This is a genomic window from Mycobacterium sp. NGS57 (assembly GCF_059812405.1).
Genome location: NZ_JCALCP010000004.1, coordinates 132659 through 153011 on the forward strand (window position 1 = coordinate 132659; position 20353 = coordinate 153011).

General features: G+C 67.7%; 23 protein-coding genes. 13 read left to right on the forward strand and 10 right to left on the reverse strand.

From position 1 onward, the window contains the following. Positions 1–69: 69 nt before the first annotated feature. The 6 genes from AC5Y43_RS09485 to AC5Y43_RS09510 all read left to right on the forward strand — a co-directional run bounded on the left by AC5Y43_RS09485 (position 70) and on the right by AC5Y43_RS09510 (position 5821). The gene (locus AC5Y43_RS09485) at positions 70–1779 is read left to right on the forward strand and encodes a thiolase C-terminal domain-containing protein (protein WP_499971800.1); all 1710 of its coding nucleotides are present in this window, start codon (positions 70–72) and stop codon (positions 1777–1779) included. Beyond that, positions 1776–2693, forward strand: coding sequence for an alpha/beta hydrolase (locus tag AC5Y43_RS09490; protein WP_499971802.1), 918 nt, complete (start codon positions 1776–1778; stop codon positions 2691–2693). Before AC5Y43_RS09485 ends, AC5Y43_RS09490 begins: the two co-directional genes overlap by 4 nt. After that, on the forward strand, positions 2690–3505 hold the full coding sequence (locus tag AC5Y43_RS09495; RefSeq protein WP_499971804.1) for an NAD(P)-dependent oxidoreductase: 816 nt from the start codon (positions 2690–2692) through the stop codon (positions 3503–3505). Before AC5Y43_RS09490 ends, AC5Y43_RS09495 begins: the two co-directional genes overlap by 4 nt. Beyond that, on the forward strand, positions 3502–4323 hold the full coding sequence (locus AC5Y43_RS09500; protein WP_499971806.1) for an NAD(P)-dependent oxidoreductase: 822 nt from the start codon (positions 3502–3504) through the stop codon (positions 4321–4323). Before AC5Y43_RS09495 ends, AC5Y43_RS09500 begins: the two co-directional genes overlap by 4 nt. Positions 4324–4430: 107 nt before the next feature. Beyond that, the gene (locus AC5Y43_RS09505) at positions 4431–5633 is read left to right on the forward strand and encodes a cytochrome P450 (RefSeq protein ID WP_499971808.1); all 1203 of its coding nucleotides are present in this window, start codon (positions 4431–4433) and stop codon (positions 5631–5633) included. Continuing rightward, positions 5630–5821, forward strand: a complete 192-nt coding sequence (locus AC5Y43_RS09510) for a ferredoxin (protein ID WP_499971810.1) — start codon at positions 5630–5632, stop codon at positions 5819–5821. Before AC5Y43_RS09505 ends, AC5Y43_RS09510 begins: the two co-directional genes overlap by 4 nt. A gap of 23 nt (positions 5822–5844) precedes the next feature. Here AC5Y43_RS09510 and AC5Y43_RS09515 read toward each other — a convergent pair whose 3' ends face one another. From AC5Y43_RS09515 to AC5Y43_RS09560, 10 genes are all read right to left on the reverse strand, one after another. After that, positions 5845–6129, reverse strand: coding sequence for a DUF1330 domain-containing protein (locus tag AC5Y43_RS09515; RefSeq protein WP_499971812.1), 285 nt, complete (start codon positions 6127–6129; stop codon positions 5845–5847). Between the two features lie 14 nt (positions 6130–6143). Further along, a complete protein-coding gene (locus AC5Y43_RS09520; protein ID WP_499971814.1) occupies positions 6144–6338 on the reverse strand; it encodes a ferredoxin in 195 nt (64 codons plus the stop codon). Beyond that, complete coding sequence (locus tag AC5Y43_RS09525) at positions 6335–7615, reverse strand: cytochrome P450 (RefSeq protein WP_499971816.1); 1281 nt, start codon at positions 7613–7615, stop codon at positions 6335–6337. Before AC5Y43_RS09525 ends, AC5Y43_RS09520 begins: the two co-directional genes overlap by 4 nt. Before the next feature lie 97 nt (positions 7616–7712). After that, positions 7713–8249 carry a hypothetical protein gene (locus AC5Y43_RS09530; protein ID WP_499971818.1) on the reverse strand — a complete coding sequence of 179 codons (537 nt, stop codon included), beginning with the start codon at positions 8247–8249 and terminating at the stop codon, positions 7713–7715. Then, a complete protein-coding gene (locus AC5Y43_RS09535) occupies positions 8246–8863 on the reverse strand; it encodes a TetR/AcrR family transcriptional regulator (RefSeq protein WP_499971820.1) in 618 nt (205 codons plus the stop codon). Before AC5Y43_RS09535 ends, AC5Y43_RS09530 begins: the two co-directional genes overlap by 4 nt. A gap of 105 nt (positions 8864–8968) precedes the next feature. Continuing rightward, entirely contained in the window at positions 8969–10114 is a 1146-nt protein-coding gene (locus tag AC5Y43_RS09540; RefSeq protein WP_499971822.1) for a thiolase family protein, read from the reverse strand. Next, positions 10107–10934, reverse strand: a complete 828-nt coding sequence (locus AC5Y43_RS09545; protein WP_499971824.1) for an enoyl-CoA hydratase/isomerase family protein — start codon at positions 10932–10934, stop codon at positions 10107–10109. The genes AC5Y43_RS09540 and AC5Y43_RS09545 overlap by 8 nt, the downstream gene beginning before the upstream one ends. Then, entirely contained in the window at positions 10931–11692 is a 762-nt protein-coding gene (locus tag AC5Y43_RS09550) for an SDR family NAD(P)-dependent oxidoreductase (protein ID WP_499971826.1), read from the reverse strand. Before AC5Y43_RS09550 ends, AC5Y43_RS09545 begins: the two co-directional genes overlap by 4 nt. After that, positions 11692–12858 carry an acyl-CoA dehydrogenase family protein gene (locus AC5Y43_RS09555; RefSeq protein ID WP_499972212.1) on the reverse strand — a complete coding sequence of 389 codons (1167 nt, stop codon included), beginning with the start codon at positions 12856–12858 and terminating at the stop codon, positions 11692–11694. Before AC5Y43_RS09555 ends, AC5Y43_RS09550 begins: the two co-directional genes overlap by 1 nt. Positions 12859–12967: 109 nt before the next feature. Further along, entirely contained in the window at positions 12968–14266 is a 1299-nt protein-coding gene (locus AC5Y43_RS09560) for an amidohydrolase family protein (protein ID WP_499971827.1), read from the reverse strand. Between the two features lie 399 nt (positions 14267–14665). Here AC5Y43_RS09560 and AC5Y43_RS09565 point away from each other — a divergent pair, with 399 nt between their 5' ends. From AC5Y43_RS09565 to AC5Y43_RS09595, 7 genes are read left to right on the forward strand one after another with little or no spacing between them, the layout of a single operon-like run. Then, entirely contained in the window at positions 14666–15181 is a 516-nt protein-coding gene (locus AC5Y43_RS09565; RefSeq protein ID WP_499971829.1) for a carboxymuconolactone decarboxylase family protein, read from the forward strand. 4 nt (positions 15182–15185) lie between these two features. Next, positions 15186–16463: an aromatic ring-hydroxylating oxygenase subunit alpha gene (locus AC5Y43_RS09570; protein ID WP_499971831.1), complete on the forward strand. Its 1278-nt coding sequence runs from the start codon at positions 15186–15188 to the stop codon at positions 16461–16463. Then, complete coding sequence (locus tag AC5Y43_RS09575; protein WP_499971833.1) at positions 16447–16770, forward strand: hypothetical protein; 324 nt, start codon at positions 16447–16449, stop codon at positions 16768–16770. Before AC5Y43_RS09570 ends, AC5Y43_RS09575 begins: the two co-directional genes overlap by 17 nt. Positions 16771–16772: 2 nt before the next feature. Beyond that, on the forward strand, positions 16773–18041 hold the full coding sequence (locus tag AC5Y43_RS09580) for a metal-dependent hydrolase family protein (RefSeq protein ID WP_499971835.1): 1269 nt from the start codon (positions 16773–16775) through the stop codon (positions 18039–18041). After that, the gene (locus AC5Y43_RS09585; protein WP_499971837.1) at positions 18025–18447 is read left to right on the forward strand and encodes a nuclear transport factor 2 family protein; all 423 of its coding nucleotides are present in this window, start codon (positions 18025–18027) and stop codon (positions 18445–18447) included. The genes AC5Y43_RS09580 and AC5Y43_RS09585 overlap by 17 nt, the downstream gene beginning before the upstream one ends. Continuing rightward, on the forward strand, positions 18444–19541 hold the full coding sequence (locus AC5Y43_RS09590; RefSeq protein ID WP_499971839.1) for an acyl-CoA dehydrogenase family protein: 1098 nt from the start codon (positions 18444–18446) through the stop codon (positions 19539–19541). The genes AC5Y43_RS09585 and AC5Y43_RS09590 overlap by 4 nt, the downstream gene beginning before the upstream one ends. A gap of 25 nt (positions 19542–19566) precedes the next feature. Then, a complete protein-coding gene (locus AC5Y43_RS09595) occupies positions 19567–20349 on the forward strand; it encodes an acyl-CoA dehydrogenase family protein (RefSeq protein ID WP_499972213.1) in 783 nt (260 codons plus the stop codon). The last annotated feature ends 4 nt before the right edge of the window (positions 20350–20353 follow it).

The window sequence follows — 20353 nt, forward strand, 5'->3', positions numbered from 1 at the left end:
CAGCCCTCCCGGTCGACGGCCTGGATCGTGCCTGCTTGCGGATGATAACGTAATTCTCCGATTTGTATAATGGGCCTACCATCATTTTGGCTCCTGGCGAGCCAGCCGGCCTCCGGAGGTGACGTGTCCGCAGCACCGGGACGACCGCTGCCCCAGATCACACTGGACAACGAGTTCTTCTGGACGTCGGGGGCCGACGGCACGCTGCGGTTCCAGGAGTGCGCGAGCTGCCGGTCCCTGATCCATCCGCCGGCCCCGGTGTGCCGGTACTGCCGCTCCCAAGACATGGGCGTGCGGGCCGTCTCCGGCAGGGCCACGCTGGCCGGGTTCACGCTCAACGAGCGGTTCAGCCTGCCCGGGATGCCGGCGCCGTACGTGGTCGCCGAGGTGGCGATCGCCGAAGATCCGCGGGTCCGGCTGACCACCAACATCGTCGACGCCGAGCCCGATCGGCTCGAGCTGGGCCAGCAGGTGCAGGTCACGTTCGAGCAGATCGACGACGTCTGGCTGCCGCTGTTCCGGCCGGTTCCCGATGCCGAACCCGGTCGGTTGCCCGCCGACGAGATCGCGCCGGAGCGCATCGGCGAACACGTCCGGCCCATGCTGACCGAGGAGAAGTTCGAGGACAAGGTCGCGCTCACCGGGATCGGCATGTCGCCGATCGGGCGCCGGTTGATGCAGCCGCCGCTGGCGCTGACGGTGCAGGCGTGCGAGGCGGCCATCGCCGACGCCGGCCTGACCTACGCCGACATCGACGGGCTGTCGACCTACCCCGGCGCGATCAATGTCGCCGGCTTCGGCGAGGGCGGCGTCACCGCCCTGGAGGGCGCGCTGGGCATTCGCCCGACGTGGCACAACGGCGCCATGGAAACGTTCGGCCCGGGCGGCTCGGTGATCGCCGCGATGTTCGCGGTCGCCTGCGGCCTGGCGCGTCACGTGCTGTGCTTCCGGACGCTGTGGGAAGCCACCCACGGCGAGCTGATGAAGCAGGGCAAGATCGTTCCCTCGATGGGCCGCACCGCGAGTTGGCAGTTCCCGTTCGGTGCCACATCGGCCGCGCACACCCTGGCGATGAACGCGCAGCGGCACTTTCACCGTTACGGCACCACCAAGGAGACACTGGGCTGGATCGCGCTGAACCAGCGCGCCAACGCCGAGCTGAACCCGTCGGCGATCTACCGCACGCCGATGACGATGGACGACTACCTCAACGCACGCCCCATCACCACCCCGTTCGGGCTTTACGACTGCGACGTGCCGTGCGACGGCGCGATCGCCGTGATCGTCTCCGCCGTCGACGCCGCGCGCGACCTGGCCAAGCCGCCGGTTCTGGTGGAGGCGGTGGGCACGCAGATCATCGAACGCATCGACTGGGACCAGAGCACCCTGACCCATGAGCCGCAGGTGCTGGGCCAGGCCGCGCACGTGTGGACGCGCACCTCGCTGCGGCCCGGCGACGTCGACGTCGCCGAGCTGTACGACGGGTTCACCATGAACTGCCTGTCTTGGATTGAGGCGCTTGGTTTTTGCGGGATCGGGGAGGCCAAGGAGTTTCTCGACGGCGGCAAGAACATCGCCCGCGACGGGCTGCTGCCGCTCAACACGCACGGCGGGCAGCTGTCGCATGGCCGTACCCACGGCATGGGTCTGCTGCACGAGGCCATCAGCCAGTTGCGGGGCGAGGCCGGCGACCGGCAGGTCGCCGGCGCCCGCGTCGGCGTGGTCAGCAGCGGGGGCCTCACCCCCAGCGGGGTCCTGCTGTTGCGGGCGGACACATGAGCGTTCGGCCCCGGCTGGTGATCGTCGACGGCGTGCCGATGTCGGCGCTGGTCGCCGAGGCCACGGATGCCGACGGCCCCCGGGGCCCTCGTGCGGTGATCGTGGCCATCCACGGCGGGGGCACCACCGCGGTCTACTTCGACTGCCCGGGCCACCCGTCGTTCTCGTTGTTGAGGGCCGGCGCGGCAGCGGGATTCACCGTGGTCGCGCTCGATCGGCCCGGCTACGGCAGTTCCGCCCCGTATCCCGAGGCGATGGCCGACCCCGCACAGCGCGTCGACCTCGCCTACGGCGCGGTGGATCGCATCCTGCGGCAAAAGCCCCGGGGCGCCGGGCTGTTCGTGATGGGCCATTCGGGCGGGTGCGAACTGGCGATGCGGATGGCCGCCGACGAGCGCGGCGCCGATCTGCTGGGTATCGAGTTGGTGGGCACCGGCCGGCACTACCATCCCGCGGCCCGCGACATCCTGAAAACGGCGACCCGGGAACGGCGCCCGGCGGGTTTGCGCGAGCTGTTGTGGCACCCGGAGCACCTGTATCCGCCCGAGGTCCTCAACGGGGCCACCGTTTCCCCGACCGCCCCCTCCTACGAGGACCAGATGGTGTCGGATTGGGCCCGCCAAACCTTCCCCGCGCTCGCCCCCGCCATTCGCGTCCCGGTGCACTTCAGCATCGCCGAGCACGAAAGGGTCTGGCAGACCGACGATTCGGCGCTGGCGGAAATCGCGGCCCTGTTCTCCGGCTCGCCGCGGTTCACCGTCCACCGGCAAGCGGGCGCGGGACACAACATCAGCCTCGGCTACAGCGCCCCGGACTACCACGCGGAGATCCTTGCGTTCGCGAGCGACTGCGTGGGCGCCCGCGTGAACCCCGCTGAAAGCGAAGCCGCAGAAGGCGATCTGGAGACAGGGTGAAGGTCGGATTCATCGGGCTGGGCAGCCAGGGCGGCCCCATGGCGAGGCGGATCGCCGGGGGCGGCTACCAGACGACGCTGTGGGCCCGCAGGCCCGCGGCCCTCGAACCGTTCGCCGACACCCCGGCCGCCGTCGCCGGGTCGCCGGCCGAACTCGCCGCATCCAGCGATCTGGTCTGCCTGTGCGTCGTCGGCGACGCCGACGTCGAGGAGATCACCGGGGGCGAGGGCGGCCTGCTGACGGCGATGAAGCCGGGCAGCATCATCGCGGTGCACAGCACCGTGCACCCCGACACCTGCCGCGAGCTCGCGAAAAAAGCCGAGGACAAAGGTGTTTCGGTCGTCGATGCGCCGGTGAGCGGCGGCGGCGCGGCGGCGTCCGAAGGGCGTCTGCTGGTGATGGTCGGTGGCGACGCCGACGTCGTCGCGCGCTGCCGTCCGGTCTTCGAGACCTACGGCGATCCCGTCGTTCACCTCGGCGAGGTGGGAACCGGACAAACCACAAAACTGCTCAACAACCTGCTGTTCACCGCCAACCTGGGCACGGCGGCGACCGCCCTGTCGCTGGCGGAGTCGCTGGGCGTCTCCGCGGATCGGCTCGTCGAGGTCGTCTCGCGCGGCAGCGGAAACAGCTTCGCGCTCAACGCGGTTGGCGGGGCCGGCGGCCTGGGACGCCTCGCCGGCCTGGCGGGAACGCTGCTGCAAAAAGATGTCCGGTTGATCGCCGAACTCGCCGAGCGGGCCGCGGCCCGCGGCGGTGCGGTGCTCGACGCGGCCGACGCGACACTGGGTCTGATGGGACACGCGCGATGAGGGTCGGGTTCATCGGCGCGGGCCGGATGGGGCGCCCGATGGTGACCCGCCTCGTCGAGGCCGGACACGACGTGCGGGCGCTCGGGCGGACGCACGGGGCGCGCCGCGACCTCGAGGGCCTGGGCGCCCGCGCGGTTGCCGACGCGGCCGGGGCCGCCACCGGGGCCGACGTCGTGGTGGTCTGCGTGTTCACCGACGCGCAGCTGCGCCAGGTGTGCCTCGATGGCGCCCTGCTGTCCGCGATGCCGGCGGGCGCGACGCTGGTGGCGCACACCACCGCCAGCCCGAGGACGATCGAGGCCATCGCAACCCGCACCGGTCATATCGGGCCTATCGGCGTCGTCGACGCGCCGGTCAGCGGTGGCCCGCACGACGTCGCGGCGGGCAGGCTGACGCTGTTTGTGGGCGGCGCCGACGACACGGTGGCACGGCTGCGACCGGTGCTGAGCTGCTACGGCGATCCGATCCTGCACGTCGGGCCGGTCGGCGCCGGCCAGAAGGTGAAGCTGGTCAACAACGCCTTGTTCGCCGGTCACATCGGGCTGCTGACGGAGGCAGTCCGCTTGGGAGAGCGGCTCGGCGTGCCGGAGTCGACCCTGCTGCGCGCGCTGCCGCACGGCAGCGCGGCCAGCCGCGTGCTGGACATCGTCGCGGCCCGGGGTTCGGTCGCGTCGTTCACCGAGGTGGCCGGTGAATTCGTCGGCAAAGACGTGGCCGTCGCGCGCGACATCGCCGCGGCACTGGGCAGCGGCCTCGGCGCCCTGGACGACGTCATCAAGGTCGCCGGCCCGGTGACACATAGCGGCGGGAAGGTCTGAGATGGCAGCGTTTTGGTCTTTTCGCCCCGTCATGAAACCGCTACCGTTAGCGTTACAGTCAGGCAATCCGCTGTAACGGTTGTCAGCCCGCTGCCGAGGAGGATGCAGTGACCAGATCCGGGATCGTGTTCGATCCGTTTTCCCAGGAGTTTTTCAACGGCGCCTGGGATACCTACCGGCGCATGCAGGAAGAGACACCGGTCTACTACAGCGAGGAATACGACTTCTATGCGCTGACTCGGCACGAGGACGTGGCGGCGGGGCTGAAGGACTTCGAAACCTATTCGTCGGCCTACGGCATCGACTTGTCGATGGTGCGCTCCGGCGAACGGCCGCCGCAGTCGATCATCTTCATGGATCCCCCCGACCATCGCCACATGCGTAGCCTGCTCAACAAGGTCTTCACCCCCCGGGCCATCGAATCGCAGCGGCAGATGGTGACCGAGAAGATCGACAAGTGCCTCTCGGCGGCCGATCCGGACCGGTTCGACGTGGTGCAGGACTTCTCCGGCCCGTTCCCGGTCGAGGTGATCACGGCCATGCTGGGCGTGCCCGAGGAGCACGCGCAGCAGGTGCGCCACTGGATCGACGAGGGATTGACCCGCGAACCGGGCCAGGTCGAGGTCGGCGAGAGGGGCATGCAGGCCAACATCAACACCGCGATGCTCTACTACGACCTCGTGACGCAACGCCGAGCCGAGCCGCGCGACGACCTGTTCACCAAGCTCATCGAGGCGGAGATGGACTGCGAGAACGGGGAAACGCGGAAGCTGGACGACCTCGAAATAGCCGGCTTCGCAACGTTGTTGGGCGGCGCCGGCGCCGAGACCGTCACCAAGCTGGTGGGCAACGCGCCGGTTGTGTTCGCCCGTTTCCCCGAGCAGTGGCAGAAGCTGCTGGACGACCGCAGCAAGATCCCCGCCGCGGTCGAGGAGCTACTGCGCTACGAGGCGCCGTCGCAATACCAGGTCCGTCGCTCGATGAAAGACGTTCACCTGCACGGCGTCACCATTCCGGCCGGAAAGCCGATATTCCTCATCAACGGCGCGGCCAACCGTGACCCCGAGGTCTGGACGGATCCCGACAAGTTCGACATCGACCGCGACCGGACCGAAGCGCAGAACATGGGATTCGGCTATGGAATTCACAGCTGCCTGGGCGCCGCGCTGGCCCGGATGGAGAGTGCGATCGCGCTGGACAAGCTGCTCGATTTCATGCCGCGCTACGAAGTGGACTGGGCGGCATGCGAACGCGTCCGGATGCAGAACGTCGCGGGATGGAAACACGTACCGGTGAGGGTGCTGTCATGAGGGTCGAAGTCGATCGCGGGCTGTGCGAAGCCAATGGGGTATGCATGGGCATCAATGCGGAGGTCTTCGATCTCGGTGAAGATGACGTGTTGACAATTCTCAAGCCGGAGATCACGCCGGAAACCGAGAAGGACGTGCGCGACGCTGTCCGTCAATGCCCCCGGCAGGCGCTGTCGATCACGGACTAGCGGTTCGGTTCCGGCGAAGCGGTTCAGAAACCGCCGAGGATGACCGCGTTGCAGTCGGCCGCGGCCTGCCGGAGCTTCGCCGCGTTCTGGTAGGCCTCCGACTCGTACCAGGCGCGGGCCGCGTCGACCGATTCGAATTCCAGCACCACGGTCTGGTCGCCGTGCCAGCCGCCCTCGAGGACCGCGGGTTCGGTGTCCACCGCGAGGACCTTGACGCCGCCCATGGCCGCCCCCGCCGCCTGGGCGTAGGCCTTCATGCCCTCGGGATCCTTGATGGCCTCGGTGAGGATGACGTAGCCTTTGGGCACTCGAATCTCCTTTGCTAGCTGGGTTTCTCGCTGATTGCCTGCTCCGGGCAGCACTGGATGGCCTCGCGGGTCGCAGCCTCGAACTCCGGCGGCACATCGGTGTCGATCGCCACCGAGTAACCGTCTTCGGTCAGGGTGAACACCTCCGGGCACAACGTCACACACACGCCGTGGCCGCGGCAGCACTGATCGTCAACCCAGACTCTCATGAGAGCGTGAACTCCAGGTGCAGCTCGGTTAGGCCGCGCAGGATGTACGTCGGAACGTATTGGTAGCGGCGGTCATTCGCCGGGCCGTGCATGCGCTCGTCGATCCTGATGTCGGAGGTGCGGTCCAGCAGCCGCTCGATCGCGACCCGGGTCTCGGCGCGCGCCAGCGGCGCGCCGGGGCAGCTGTGGATCCCCCGCCCGAACGAGATGTGCTGGCGCGCGTTCTTGCGTGCCGGATCGAAGGTGGCGGGGTCGTCGAAGCGGCGCGGGTCCCGGTTGGCGGCCGCCTGCACGATCATCACGGTGGTGCCGGCCGGTAGGTCCACCCCGCCGACGCTGACGGGCACCCGGTTCATCCGGAAGTCACCCTTGACCGGGCTCTCGTGGCGCAGCGACTCCTCGATGAAGTTGGGGATCAGGCTGCGGTCCGTGCGCAACTGCTCCTGAATTTCGGGGTTCTCCCCGATGGTCTGCAAGGCGGCACCGAGCAGCCGCACGGTGGTCTCCTGGCCCGCCGAGAAGACGTTGCTGGCGACGCGGGCCACGTCTTCGACCTCGGGTATCGAACCGTCCGGGTAGGTGGCCGTCGCCAGGCCGGTCAGCACGTCGCCGCGGGGCTCGCGGCGGCGGTCGCGGACGTAGTCGGAGAACAGGCCGTAGAGGAATTCCAGCGGGCTGTGCGCCAGCGATCCCTTGGTGCCTCCGATGCCGCCGCCCGCGTGCTCAGCGATGCCCTTGACGAACTTGTCGCGGTCCTCCATCGGCACCCCGAGCAGGTCGGCGATGACCAGCAGCGTGAACGGCCCGGCGAAGCCTTTGATCCATTCGCCGCGCCCGGGCGCCAGGAAATCGTCGAGTGCCTGGTCGGCGAGCGCCCACATGGCGTCCTCGTTCTCCTTGAGGCGCTTGGGGGTGATCAGCCGCATCATCAGGGAACGGTGGTTGGTGTGGGTCGGCGGATCGAGCGTGGGCAACTGGTCACTGAAGGGGAGCTCGTCACGGTGCTGCTCGATCAGCTCGGTGATGTCTCCCCCTCCCAAACCTTCCAGGCTCACCGGAAACCCGGGAAACGGCCCCGTCACCGAGATGCACGAGGACCACGTGTCGGCGTCGTTGAGCACCGCGCACGCCTCGTCCCAGCCGGTCACCATGGTGACCCCATGGTGGTTTTCGCGCGTGACGGGGCACTGCGCGCGCAGCGCCTCGTAGTAGGGGTACGGGTCCTCGATCAGCTCGCTGCCGCGGAAGAAGTCCAACTCGGAGAATTCGTTCGCCATCTCCTGCTCCTCGAATCTCGGCTAGTGAGAACGTGCCTCTCGCAGATGAGTATTACATTTTCACACGGTCTCGCGGGCGTCAACGAAGGGGGGGTGACTAGCCCGCGGGCACCAGATCGGCCGCGACCGACGGCCACGCCAGTAGCCCGCTCCGGAAGGTCTCCAACGAATCGGGGTGGGCGATCGACCCGGGCGGCATCCCCTCGACGCCCAGGGCGGCCGCGAGCGCCCGGGCCTTGAAGATCTTGGCGGCCCCGCTCAGCCGGTGCTGCACCAGACCGAGGCTGTCGTCGAGCTCGGCGGGCCAGGCCTCGCCCCACAGCGTGACCTCCGTCGCCCCCTGATCGAGCGCCTGCAGGACGCCGCGACGCACCCGCGAGTCACAGCCGAACAGATCCGCCGCCGCGGCCAGCGCCTGGGGGCGGGGGCGCGACCCCACCGCCTCCAGGGCGTCCTCGAGGTCGACGGTGCGGGCGCCGAGGATCTGCAGCGGCCGGGGGTCGGGACGGTCGTCCTCGTCGGTCAGCAGCACGGTGACGTCCCACCCGGCCATCGAGCGGTCGAAGAGCCAGCCGCCCGCGAACCGCACCACGTCGAGGACGCTGGTGGCCACGACGTCGAGCCGGTACCTCATGTCTTCGTCCCGGCCGTCCCCGCCGTCGCGAAGTCCCGGGCCAATGCCTCCGCGTACTCCTTGAACACATCGCCGAGAGGTATCGAAGGGTCGAGCAACCATATCGTTTCCATTCCGTGGACAAAGGCGAGAATTTCCAGCGCCTTGACGGTGGGGTCTACGTCGGTGCGGTAGCGGCCGTCGGCCTGTCCGCGCCGGATCAGCTCGGCGACGATGTCGATCGCTTCCTGCTGCCGCGACAGCATCCGGTCGTGCAGCGGCGCGTCCGGGAGGATGTTCTCGACCAGCAGCACCGTGAAGGTGCCCACCAGTTCGGGCGCCCGATTGAAGCGATCGGCGACCCGGGCGATCTCCACCAGGAGATCGCCGGCGCGGTCGGCGTGGGAGTCGTCGTCGAGGTCGCGCGCGTCCAGCACCGCGTGCAGCAGCTGCTCCTTGGATTCGAAGTGGTGCAGCAGCCCGGCCGGGGTGACCCCGGCCTCGCCGGCGATCTGGGCGAGGGTGGTGTTGCGCCAGCCGTTGCGCGTCAGCATGCGTTGCGCGACGTCGAGGATCCGCTGCTTGCGGTCCTCACCTTTGGCGAGAAGCGTGTCGTATCGGCGTGCGACGGCCACCGGGCTCCTTGTCGATCGGCGGACTAAACCAACCTAGTGAACACACAGTAGGTTGGTTTGGCTGCGGTGACAAGGGTCTCACCGGGCGCCGTTTTGCGGCTGGTGTCAGGAGACGAGCTCGACCAGCGTGGCGTTGGCCGTGCCGCCGCCTTCGCACATGGTCTGCAGGCCGTAGCGAATCCCGTTGGCGCGCATGTGATGCGCCATGCGCGTCATCAGGACCGCGCCGGAGGCGCCCAGCGGGTGCCCCAGCGCGATGGCGCCGCCCAGCGGGTTGACCACGCCCGGGTCGGCCCCGGTCTCGGCCAGCCACGCCAGCGGGACCGGCGCGAACGCCTCGTTGACCTCGAAGACCCCGACGTCGGCGAGCGAGACGCCTGCCTTGGCCAGCACCTTCTCGGTCGCCGGAATGGGGCCGGTGAGCATCAGCACCGGATCCGCGCCGGTGACGGCGCCTGCCCGGTAGCGCACCAGCGGCGTCAATCCCAACTCGATTGCCAGCTCCGAGGTGGTCACCAGCAGCGCCGCCGCGCCGTCGGAGATCTGGGAGGAGTTGCCCGCGTGGATCACGCCGTCCTCGGCGAACGCGGGCTTGAGCCCCGCCAGCTTTTCGACGGTCGTGCCGCGCCGTATGCCCTCGTCGGCCACGACGGTGCCGTCGTCGGTGAACACGGGCACGATCTGATCGGTGAAAGCGCCGGCGTCCTGGGCGGCGGCCGCCCGCTCGTGGGACTGGGCCGAGTATTCGTCGAGACAGCCGCGGGAGAATCCCCACTTCTTGGCGATCATCTCCGCCGACAGGCCCTGGTTGAAGGAGAAATCGTCATAGCGCGCAAGGACTTTCGGCCCGTAGGGCATGCCGGTTGCCCTGGCCGAGCCCAGCGGGACGCGGCTCATCACCTCGACGCCGCCGGCGACGACGACATCCTGCTGACCCGACATCACCGCCTGCACGGCGAAGTCGAGCGCCTGCTGACTGGAGCCGCACGCCCGGTTGACCGTGGTCCCGGGGATGGTTTCCGGCCAGCCCGCGGCCAGGACCGCGTAGCGCCCGATGTTGCTGGACTGGTCGCCCACCTGGGACACGCAGCCCCAGATCACGTCGTCGACGATCTCCGGGCCGACGCCGGCGCGTTCCAGCAGTTCGTTGAGCACGACCGCGGACAGGTCGGCGGCGTGCATGCCGGACAATCCCCCGTTGCGCTTACCCACGGCCGTCCGTACGGCCTCGACGATGACTGTCTCACGCATCCTTGCTCCGATCACTGGGTCTTGGAACCGCCCACCGACCAGTAAACGACGGCTCGCGTTTCTCGGCGAAGGCGGCATAGGCGGCCGCGGCGTCCGCGGTCGCGAAATTGCCGACCTGGGCGCGGGCCTCGTTGGCCAGCGCGTCGCGCATGGTGCGGTCGGCGCCCTCGTTCAGCAGGGCCTTGGTCTGGGCGAGCGCGATGGGCGGGCCGGCAGCCAGCCGGTCGGCGAGGTCGTCGACGAACTCGTCGATCTCCGCCCCGGACACCATCCACGTGACCAGGTTGAGGGCCTGGGCCTCGGCGGCATCGATCTTCTCGGCGAGCAGCGCCAGCCGTTTTGCCTGTTGCAGGCCGACGAGTTTCGGTAACAGCCAGGATCCGCCGAGGTCGACCGACAGGCCCCGCGCGGAAAAGATCTGGCAGAACGTGGATTCCGGGGTCGCGACCACCAAATCGCAACCCAGCGCCAGGTTCCATCCGGCGCCGACGGCGACACCGGTCACCTTGGCGACGGTCGGGATCGGAAGCTCGTGCAACGCCAGCGCGACATCGGTCAGCCGCTGCAGCTTGTGTTTAGGGTGGACGTCGTCGGGCACCGAGATGTCGGCGCCGGAACAAAAGCTGCCGCCCGCGCCGGTGATCACCAGTGCCCGCACGCCGCGGTCGCGGCCGGCGTCGTCGAGCGCGTCCCGCAGCGCGATCCATAGCCCGGGGTTGATGGCGTTCTTGCGGCGCGGTCGGTTGAGGGTCAGCGTCCGAACGCCGTCGCGGTCCTCGGACAGCAGGACCGGCTCGTCGGTCTCAGCGGAGGACGTCACATCACCATGCCGCCGTCGACCGGCAGCACCTGCCCGGTGATGTACGAGGCGGCGTCGGAGGCCAGGAAGACGAACGCGCCGGCGACCTCGTCGGGTTCTGCCCAGCGCTTCAACGGGATTCGGGTCATCATATTGGCGGCGAACCTTTCGTTGGTGCGGATGGTCTCGGTCATGCGGGTGGCCGCGAGCGGCGCCAGCGCGTTGACGAGGATGTTGTTGCGTGCCATCTCGCGCGCCAACGACTTGGTGAACCCGATGATGCTGGCCTTGGCGGCGGAGTAGTTCACCTGGCCCAGGGTGCCGGTGATCCCGGCCGACGAGACGACGTTGATGATGCGGCCGGTGCCGTCGTGGGGCAGCAGGCCGAGCGCGGCCTGGGTGCAGTGAAACGCGCCCATCAGGTGGATGTCGAGGACCCGGTGGAAGCTCTCGTCGGTGAGGTCGGCGAACATCGCCGGCGCCGTCACCCCGGCGTTGTTGACCAGGATGTGCAGCGTCCCTTCGGTGAGCCCCGCGGCGCGCCCGGCCGCGGCCTCGGCCGTCTGGCGGTCGCGGACGTCCAGGGCGATGCCGTCGGCCTTGCCGCCGTTGTCGCAAATCGCTTGGGCGACAGCCGAAGCCGCGTCGCCATCGACGTCGCTGACGAGCACGGCGGCGCCGGCGGCGGCCAGCGCCCGCGCGACCGCCGCCCCGATTCCGCTGCCGGCCCCGGTCACCAGCGCCGAGCGGCCGGTGAGGTCGAACAGCGGATTGGTCATCAGTAGCTCCTCGGCAACTTCAGGACGTTGGCGCCCAGGAAATTCAGGATCATCTCCTGGCTGACGGGCGCGATCTTCATCAGCCGGGCCTCACGGAAGTAGCGCGTGATGTGGTACTCCTCCGCATAGCCCATGCCGCCGTGGGTCTGCAGCGCCCGGTCCGCGGCGGTGAAACCGGCGTCGGCGCACAGGTATTTGGCGGTATTGGCTTCGCGCCCACAGGGTTTGCCGTTGTCGTACAGCCACGTGGCTTTGCGCAACATCAGCTCGGCGGCGTCGAGCCGGGCCAGCGAGTCCGCGAGCGGGAACTGCAGGCCCTGGTTCATGCCGATGGGCCGGCCGAAGACCTCGCGCTCGTTGCCGTACTTGACCGCCTTGTCCAGCGCCACCCGACCGATGCCGAGTGCCTCGGCGGCGATCAGCATCCGCTCGGGGTTCAGGCCGTCGAGGATGTACTGAAATCCCTTGCCCTCCTCGCCGATTCGGTCTTCGACCGGCACCTCGAGGTTGTCGATGAACAGCTCGTTGGAGCTAACGGCGTTGCGGCCCATCTTGCGGATCGGGCGGACGTCGACCCTGCTGCGGTCGAGGTGGGTGATGAACAGCGTCATCCCGTCGGTCTTCTTGGTGACTTCCTCGTAGCTTTGGGTGCGCGTCAGCAGCAGGATCTTGTCGGATTCCATGGCCTTGGAGATCCACACCTTGCGGCCGTTGACGATGTAGCGGTCGCCGTCGCGTTTGGCGAACGTGGTGATGCGCGACGTGTCGAGCCCGGCGCCGGGTTCGGTGACCCCGAAGCAGACGTGCACCTCCCCGGTCGCGACGGAGGGCAGGGTGCGCGCCTTGAGCTCGTCGGAGCCATGCACCACCACCGGTTGCATGCCGAAGATCGACAGGTGAATGGAACTGGCCGCGTTCATGGCGCCGCCGGATTTGGCGACCTCCTCGAGCAGGATGGTGGCCTCGGTGATCCCGAGGCCGTGACCGCCGTACTCGGTGGGAATCGTCATGCCCAGCCAGCCGCCGTCGGCGATGGCCTTGTAGAACTCGGTCGGGAATTCGTGCGCCTGGTCTTTTTCCATCCAGTACTGGTCGTCGAACTTGCGGGCCAACTCGGCGACCGACCGGCGGATCAGCTCCTGGTCCTCGGTCAGCTCGAAATTCATTCCACCCACTGGTGGCACCTTCCTTCTTCAGCGCGAGGAGACGCAGAATCGCATGATTGCCCGCCGGGCGATGCGATTCTGCGTCTTCTCGCGGGGCGCGGGCGGCGCCTTAGTCCTTGTTGCCCGAAAGCGCCTTCGCGTTGGCCGCGAAGTCCGCGAAGGACGAGCCGCCCCGGCTGTCCTTGTCGTGGCCCTGCGCCCTGATGGACACGTCGTGCCCCTCGGCGGCTTTGCGCAGCGCACCGACGGTCGCCTGTTCCCGTGAGATGTGCGTGAACGGGTCGAACGAGTACCACCGCATGGCGTTCTCGTAGGTCATCTTGTTGATTTCGTCATCGGGAACGTTGTTGAGGGACAACACATCCCACAGTTCCTCGGGCGCGCCCGGCCACATCGAGTCGCTGTGCGGGTAGTCGGCTTCCCAGCAGATGTTGTCGATGCCGATCTCGTTGCGCAGCGCCACCCCCACCTTGTCGCTGATGAAGCAGGTCAGGAAGTGGTCGCGGAAGACCTCGCTGGGCAGCTTGCCCTTGAAGTCCTGGTGCGTCCAGGCGGAGTGCATCTCGTAGGTCCGGTCCGCACGCTCCAGGAAGTAGGGGATCCAGCCCGTTCCGCCCTCGGAGAGCGCGATCTTGAGGTCCGGGTACTCCTTGATCGGCCGCGACCACAACAGGTCCGCGGCCGCCTGCACGATGTTCATCGGCTGCAGCGTGATCATCACGTCCATCGGCGCATCCGGCGCGGTGATGGCCAACCGCCCCGAGGAACCGATATGCACGTTCATCACGGTGTCGGTCTCCACCAACGCTTTCCACAGCGGGTTCCAGTATTCGTCGTGGAAGCTGGGATATCCCATCGCGGCCGGGTTCTCGGTGAACGTCAGCGCGTGCACGCCCTTCTTGGACACCCGGCGCACCTCGGCGGCGCACGCCTCGGCGTCCCAGATCACCGGGATCGCCATCGGGATGAATCGCGCCGGGTAGGCGCCGCACCACTCGTCGATGTGCCAGTCGTTGTAGGCCTGCACGAGCGCGATCGAGAAGTCGTTGTCGTCGGTGGCGAACAGGCGCCCGGCGAAGCCGGGGAACGACGGGAAGCAGATCGAGGCCAGGATGCCGCCGGCGTTCATGTCCTTGACGCGCTCGTCGACGTTGTAGCAACCCGGCCGGATCTCGTCGAGCCCGGTCGGCTCGATGCCGTACTCCTCCTTGGGCCGGCCGGCGACGGCGTTGAGCGCCACGTTCGGGATGACGGTGTCGCGGAACTTCCACATGTCCGAGCCGTCGGGGTTGTGCACCAGCCGCGGGGCGTCGTCGAGGTACTTCTTCGCCAGGTGGTTCTTGAACATGTCCGGCGGCTCGACGGTGTGGTCGTCGACGCTGATCAGGATCATGTCTTCTTTGTTCATGGCCGTCCCTTCCATCGGATCCACCGGATTTTTACAGCCTCGGCGAATCGCTCTCCCGTGCCAAGATCACTAAAATGAAAACTATCTTCTCGTCAAGCGAGAATCAACATCCAGCGATTGCCGCGGCAAGCCGCACCCGCCTGACCAGCGGCCAAGTGCTCAGCCGCATCGCCAGCCCCCCGGACGGCAATGCGGTGAGGTAGACCCGCGCCCGGCAGGTCGGCGCGACGACGCCTTCCGCGTTTTCCGTGCATGCAGCTCTTCCGGCGGGGGGATGAACCCGACGCCGGCCGCGCTCGCACCCGCCGGGCCCGCCGGCATTGACCGGGCGAGCGTTTCATGCCAGTCTGTTGGTTGTAAATGAGAATCTCATTCTCTTTCACCGAGAGGACACTACCGATGCGCGTGCGGCCGCTCCCCGCCGACCGGTGGGACGAGGCTACCCGGCAGGCGCTCTCGGCGATGCGGGGCGCGGAGACCAACAACGCGCTGTCCACGCTGGCGCACCACCCGGCGCTGGCCAAGGCGTTTCTTCGCTTCAACGTCCATTTGTTGACGTCGTCAACGCTGCCGGCTCGCATCCGGGAACTGGCCATCCTGCGGGTGGCGCATCGTCGCCAGTGCGCCTACGAGTGGTCCCACCACGTCTCGATGGCCAAAGACGAGGGCATCACCGACGACCAGATCGCGGCGGTGCGCCGTGGGGAGGCTCTGGACGAGTTCGACCAAGCGGTGATCACCGGGGTCGACGAGTTGGACGAGAAGTCGGAGTTGTCCGACCGTACCTGGGCGGCCCTGGGTGAGCGACTCGATGACCAGCAACGCATGGATTTCGTGTTCACGGTCGGCTGCTACGCGCTGCTGGCCATGGCCTTCAACACTTTTGGTATCCAGCTTGAGAACGAGAAAGGTTAGAGCCTTGCCCCACTTCCCCAAGCCAGCCGCCGGCAGCTGGACAGAAAACTATCCCGAACTGGGCACCGCGCCGGTCGACTACACCGACTCGATCGACCAGGAATTCTTCGAGGCCGAGCGCGAGGCGGTCTTCAAGCGCATGTGGCTCAACGTCGGGAGGGTCAATCGGCTGCCGCGCACCGGTAGCTACTTCACCCGTGAACTTCCCTCGGCGGGTCCCGGCACGTCGGTGATCATCGTCAAGACCAAGGACGGGTCCGTCAAGGCGTACCACAACGTGTGCCGTCACCGCGGAAACAAGCTGGTGTGGAACGACTTTCCCAACGAGGAGACCTCAGGCACCTGCCGGCAGTTCACCTGCAAGTACCACGCCTGGCGCTACAGCCTCGACGGTGAGCTGACCTTCATCCAGCAGGAAGAGGAGTTCTTCAACGTCGACAAGGGCGACTACGGCCTCGTGCCGGTGCGCTGCGAGGTATGGGAAGGCTTCATCTTCATCAATTTCGACGACAACGCGGCGCCGCTCACCGACTACCTCGGACCGCTGGCCAAGAGCATCGAGGGCTACCCCTTCGCCGAGATGACGGAGGAATACTCCTACCGGGCCGAGGTCGGCAGCAACTGGAAGCTGTTCATCGACGCGTTCATCGAGTTCTACCACGCGCCGATCCTGCACCAGGGGCAGTACACCAAGGAAGAAGCCGCCAAGATCCAAAAGTTCGGCTACGAGGCGCTGCACTATGAGGTGGCCGGTCCGCACAACCTGCAGTCGACCTGGGGCGGCCAGGCGCCGCCCACTGACATGTCCATGGTCAAGCCGATGGACCAGGTGTTGCGCAGCGGATTGTTCGGTCCGTGGGACAAGCCCGAGATCATCGAGAATCTCGAGCTGCCACCGGGTGTCAACGTGAAGCGGGTGAAGCAGTGGGGCATCGACTCGTGGCTCTTCTACCCGAACTTCATGCTGCTGATCTGGGAGCCGGGCTGGTTTTTGACCTACCACTACTGGCCCACCGCGGTGGACAAGCACATCTTCGAGTCCACGCTGTACTTCGTCCCGCCGCGCAACGCGCGGGAGCGCCTGGCCCAGGAGTTGGCCGCCGTGACGTTCAAGGAGTACGCGCTGCAGGACGCCAACACCCTGGAAGCGACCCAGACCATGATCGGCACCCGCGCCGTCAAGGAATTCCTGCTGTGCGACCAGGAAGTCTTGATCCGTCACCTCCACAAGACCACCAGTGACTACGTGAAGGAGTACCAGCGCAATGGCGCTACCGTCTGAATTCGCGGCCCTCGAGCCTCATTTGGATTGGGACCTGGCAACCGAGCCCGAGCGGTACGCCAAGCGGCTCGCCTCGACGATGGCCCAGCTGCAGGAGTTCTACGACGCCGCGTTCCCGTTGCTCGATGACGCGATCGCGTACTGCGACAAGTTCCCGCTCGACGATCTGCCCGACGACGCACGTACCCTGATGCACATCATGCAGTCGCTGGTCATGGTGTCGTTTCCGATCGAGGCGTGGAAGCAGCCGCGCGTGCCCGACAGCGGCGCGGCTTGGGTCGAGCTGATCCGGGAACCGGTGATCTAGCTGTGCCCGGCGCTCCTCGCGCAAGCGGCTCAACGCAGCTGACGCTCAAGGCCGCCGGGCTGCTCGACATCGACGCCGGTGAGATCCGCTCGCCCGGCATCCTGCGCATCGAGGGCGACCGGATCGCCGAAGTCGGCGGTTCGGGCACAGCGGCCCCAAAGGGCCCAGACGACACCGTCATCGATCTCGGTGACCAGATCCTGCTGCCCGGGCTGATGGACATGGAGGTCAACCTCCTGATGGGCGGCCGCGGCGAGACGCCCGGGCTGTCCCAGGTGCAGGACGACCCGCCGACGCGGGTGCTACGCGCCGTCGGCAACGCCCGACGCACCTTGCGCGCGGGATTCACCACCGTGCGCAACCTGGGCCTGTTCGTCAAGACCGGTGGCTACCTGCTCGACGTCGCACTTGGCAAGGCCATCGACGCGGGATGGATCGACGGACCGCGAATCGTCCCGGCCGGCCACGCCATCACGCCCACCGGCGGGCACCTGGACCCGACGATGTTCGCCGCGTTCATGCCCGGTGCACTCGAGCTCACGGTCGAAGAGGGCATCGCCAACGGGGTCGACGAGATCCGTAAAGCGGTGCGCTACCAGATCAAGCACGGCGCCGAATTGATCAAGGTGTGCGTCTCCGGCGGCGTGATGTCGTTGACCGGTGAGGCTGGTGCACAACACTATTCCGACGAGGAGCTGCGCGCGATCGTCGACGAGGCGCACCGGCGGGGGTTGCGCGTCGCCGCGCACACCCATGGAGCGGAAGCGGTCAAGCACGCGGTCGCGTGCGGTATCGACTGCATCGAACACGGGTTCCTCATGGACGACGAGGCGATCCAGATGCTGGTCGACAACGACCGCTTCCTGGTGACCACCCGCAGGCTCGCCGAGGCGATGGACGTGTCGCGCGCTCCGAAGGAGTTGCAGGACAAGGCCGCCGAGATGTTCCCCCGGGCGAAGACATCGATCAAGGCCGCCTACGAGGCCGGGGTGAAGATCGCGGTCGGTACCGACGCGCCGGCGATCCCGCACGGCAAAAATGCCGACGAACTCGTCACGCTGGTCGAGTGGGGCATGCCGCCGCTGGCGGTGCTACGGGCGGCGACCACCACCGCGGCCGAGCTCATCAACTCGACCGATCGCGGCCGGCTGGCGGCGGGCCAGCTCGCCGATATCATCGCTGTGCCGGGAAACCCGTTGGAAGACATCACCGTTACCCGAAACGTCAGCTTCGTCATGAAAGGCGGCAAGGTCTATGCCAAGCAGTACTGAAGACCTGGTCGAGATCCAGCAGCTGCTCGCCCGCTACGCGGTGACCATCACCCAGGAGGACATCGACGGCCTGATCGGCGTGTTCACCCCCGACGGCACCTACAGCGCCTTCGGTTCCACCTACCAGCTGGACAGATTCCCTGAACTGGTGGCCGCGGCCCCCAAGGGCCTGTTCCTCACCGGGACGGCCCTGGTCGAAAACCTCGACGGCGATTCGGCGAGCGGCACCCAGCCGTTGTGCTTCATCGACGGCTCCACGCATGACATGCGGATCGGCTACTACCGCGACACCTACTCGCGCACGGCCGACGGCTGGCGGCTGAAGACCCGTGCCATGACGTTCATCCGCCGCAGCGGCGTGCACGACTCCGGCCGCCCACACGCCGTGGGCCGTCCCACGCCGTGAATGTTGAGGACTTCCGGGCGGGCCTGCGAAACTGGCTCGACGAGAACGACTTAACGCCCGGGCCCGACCACTCGCTGGAGGGCCACATGCGGCAATTCGCCCGGATCAGCCGGGCGCTGTACGACGCAGATTGGATGCGCTACGGCTGGCCCGTCGACGTCGGTGGGCTGGGCGGGCCCGCCGTGCTTCGCGCGATCGTCGGCGAAGAGGTGGTCGGTCGCCGGCTGGCCGAGCCCGGACCGTATTCGATGCTCGAAGTCCTCACCCCGACGATGATCGACTACGCCCCCGCAGAACTCGCCGCCGAAATGGTGCCGCGCCTGCTGCGTGGAGAAGAGCAATGGTGCCAAGGCTTTTCCGAGCCGGGCTCCGGCAGCGACCTGGCGTCGCTGACCACCCGCGCGGTCCCGGACGGCGACAACTGGATCGTCAACGGGCAGAAGGTCTGGACCAGCTTCGCCCAGTTCTCGACCCGGTGCGTCCTGCTCACCCGCACCGGGCCCGGCCATGACGGGATCACCGCGTTCTTCGTCGACCTCGACACCCCGGGCATCACCATCCGGCCGCTGCGCACGATGCACGGCGTCGACGAGTTCTGCGAGGTCTACTACGACGACGTGGTGATCCCGGCGAGCCGGATGCTCGGCCGCCCGGGTGACGGCTGGCGGCTCGCGATGGATCTGCTGCCGTATGAGCGCTCGACCTGCTTCTGGCAGCGCATCGCCTACCTGTACTCCCGGTTCGACGAACTCATCAAGGAAACTTCAGCAGCGCGCGGCGCCGACGAATCTGCCCTGGGCTCGGCCTATCTGGCGCTGCACACGCTGCGCTGCCGATCGCGTGACACCCAGCACCGGCTGCGTGAGGGCGCGCGGCTGGGGCCGGACACCTCCATCGACAAGGTCCTGCTGGCCACCGCCGAGCAACGGCTCTACGACACGGTCCGCGACCTGTTGCCCGGGACGCTGGAGCTGGAAGACACACCGTGGCGTTCGGAATACCTGTACTCGCGCTCGTCGACCATCTACGGTGGCACCGCCGAGATTCAGCGCAATATCATCGCCCGCCGGTTGCTCGACCTCGGGAAGGAGTGAGGCCGTGGACCCCGAGGCGTTGCTCATGCTGGCCGACTCGCTGCGCACCACGATGACGGAATCCTTGCCGGCCTCCGGCGGCAAGCTCGACGCGGCGCTGACCGATCTCGGCTGGCGCGACATGCTGGACGAAATACCGGATATCGCCATCCCTTTGGTGTTCCGCCTGCTCGGAGAGACGGGTGCGCACGCGCCGGTGCTCAACGATGTGGTCCTGTGCGCGATGGGAGATGCGCCCGGGGGGACTGTCCCGCTACCGTTCGCAGGCGGATCGTGGGTGGTCTGGGAGCGCGACGACCGGGCCGGCCACGCGCTCGACGACCTACCGATACACCGAGTGCCAGAAGGTGATCCGGTTCCCCTGGCCGCGGGCAGGCGCGCCGTGGGGTGGTGGTTGGTCGGCACCGGCCGCGCGATGCTGTCCCTGGCGCGCCGGCACGCCCTGGATCGTGTCCAATTCGGCAAACACATCAGCTCGTTTCAGGCGATCCGGCATCGGCTGGCCGAAACGCTCGTTGCCATCGACGGAGCCGAGGCGACCCTGAACGTCGCCGCCAGCCACCCCGACGACGACGGGCTGGCTTCATTGCTGGCCAAGGCCGCGGCCGGGGAGGCCGCACTGACCGCCGCGCGCCACTGCCAGCAGGTCCTGGGCGGCATCGGGTTCACCGCCGAGCACGCGCTGCACCACCACGTCAAACGGTCGCTGGTGCTCGACGGCCTGCTCGGCAGTGCGCGTGAACTCACCCATGAGGCGGGGGTCACCCTGCGCGACAGGGGATTTGCACCCCGCGTGGCCGAGCTGTAGCGCC

Bases quoted from the DNA above. Each gene is read 5' to 3' on its own strand.
- AC5Y43_RS09485 (WP_499971800.1), top strand. From the start codon at position 70: ATGGGCCTACCATCATTTTGGCTCCTGGCGAGCCAGCCGGCCTCCGGA.
- AC5Y43_RS09490 (WP_499971802.1), top strand. From the start codon at position 1,776: ATGAGCGTTCGGCCCCGGCTGGTGATCGTCGACGGCGTGCCGATGTCG.
- AC5Y43_RS09500 (WP_499971806.1), top strand. From the start codon at position 3,502: ATGAGGGTCGGGTTCATCGGCGCGGGCCGGATGGGGCGCCCGATGGTG.
- AC5Y43_RS09510 (WP_499971810.1), top strand. From the start codon at position 5,630: ATGAGGGTCGAAGTCGATCGCGGGCTGTGCGAAGCCAATGGGGTATGC.
- AC5Y43_RS09520 (WP_499971814.1), bottom strand. From the start codon at position 6,338: ATGAGAGTCTGGGTTGACGATCAGTGCTGCCGCGGCCACGGCGTGTGT.
- AC5Y43_RS09525 (WP_499971816.1), bottom strand. From the start codon at position 7,615: ATGGCGAACGAATTCTCCGAGTTGGACTTCTTCCGCGGCAGCGAGCTG.
- AC5Y43_RS09530 (WP_499971818.1), bottom strand. From the start codon at position 8,249: ATGAGGTACCGGCTCGACGTCGTGGCCACCAGCGTCCTCGACGTGGTG.
- AC5Y43_RS09540 (WP_499971822.1), bottom strand. From the start codon at position 10,114: ATGCGTGAGACAGTCATCGTCGAGGCCGTACGGACGGCCGTGGGTAAG.
- AC5Y43_RS09550 (WP_499971826.1), bottom strand. From the start codon at position 11,692: ATGACCAATCCGCTGTTCGACCTCACCGGCCGCTCGGCGCTGGTGACC.
- AC5Y43_RS09555 (WP_499972212.1), bottom strand. From the start codon at position 12,858: ATGAATTTCGAGCTGACCGAGGACCAGGAGCTGATCCGCCGGTCGGTC.
- AC5Y43_RS09560 (WP_499971827.1), bottom strand. From the start codon at position 14,266: ATGAACAAAGAAGACATGATCCTGATCAGCGTCGACGACCACACCGTC.
- AC5Y43_RS09565 (WP_499971829.1), top strand. From the start codon at position 14,666: ATGCGCGTGCGGCCGCTCCCCGCCGACCGGTGGGACGAGGCTACCCGG.
- AC5Y43_RS09575 (WP_499971833.1), top strand. From the start codon at position 16,447: ATGGCGCTACCGTCTGAATTCGCGGCCCTCGAGCCTCATTTGGATTGG.
- AC5Y43_RS09585 (WP_499971837.1), top strand. From the start codon at position 18,025: ATGCCAAGCAGTACTGAAGACCTGGTCGAGATCCAGCAGCTGCTCGCC.
- AC5Y43_RS09595 (WP_499972213.1), top strand. From the start codon at position 19,567: ATGCTGGCCGACTCGCTGCGCACCACGATGACGGAATCCTTGCCGGCC.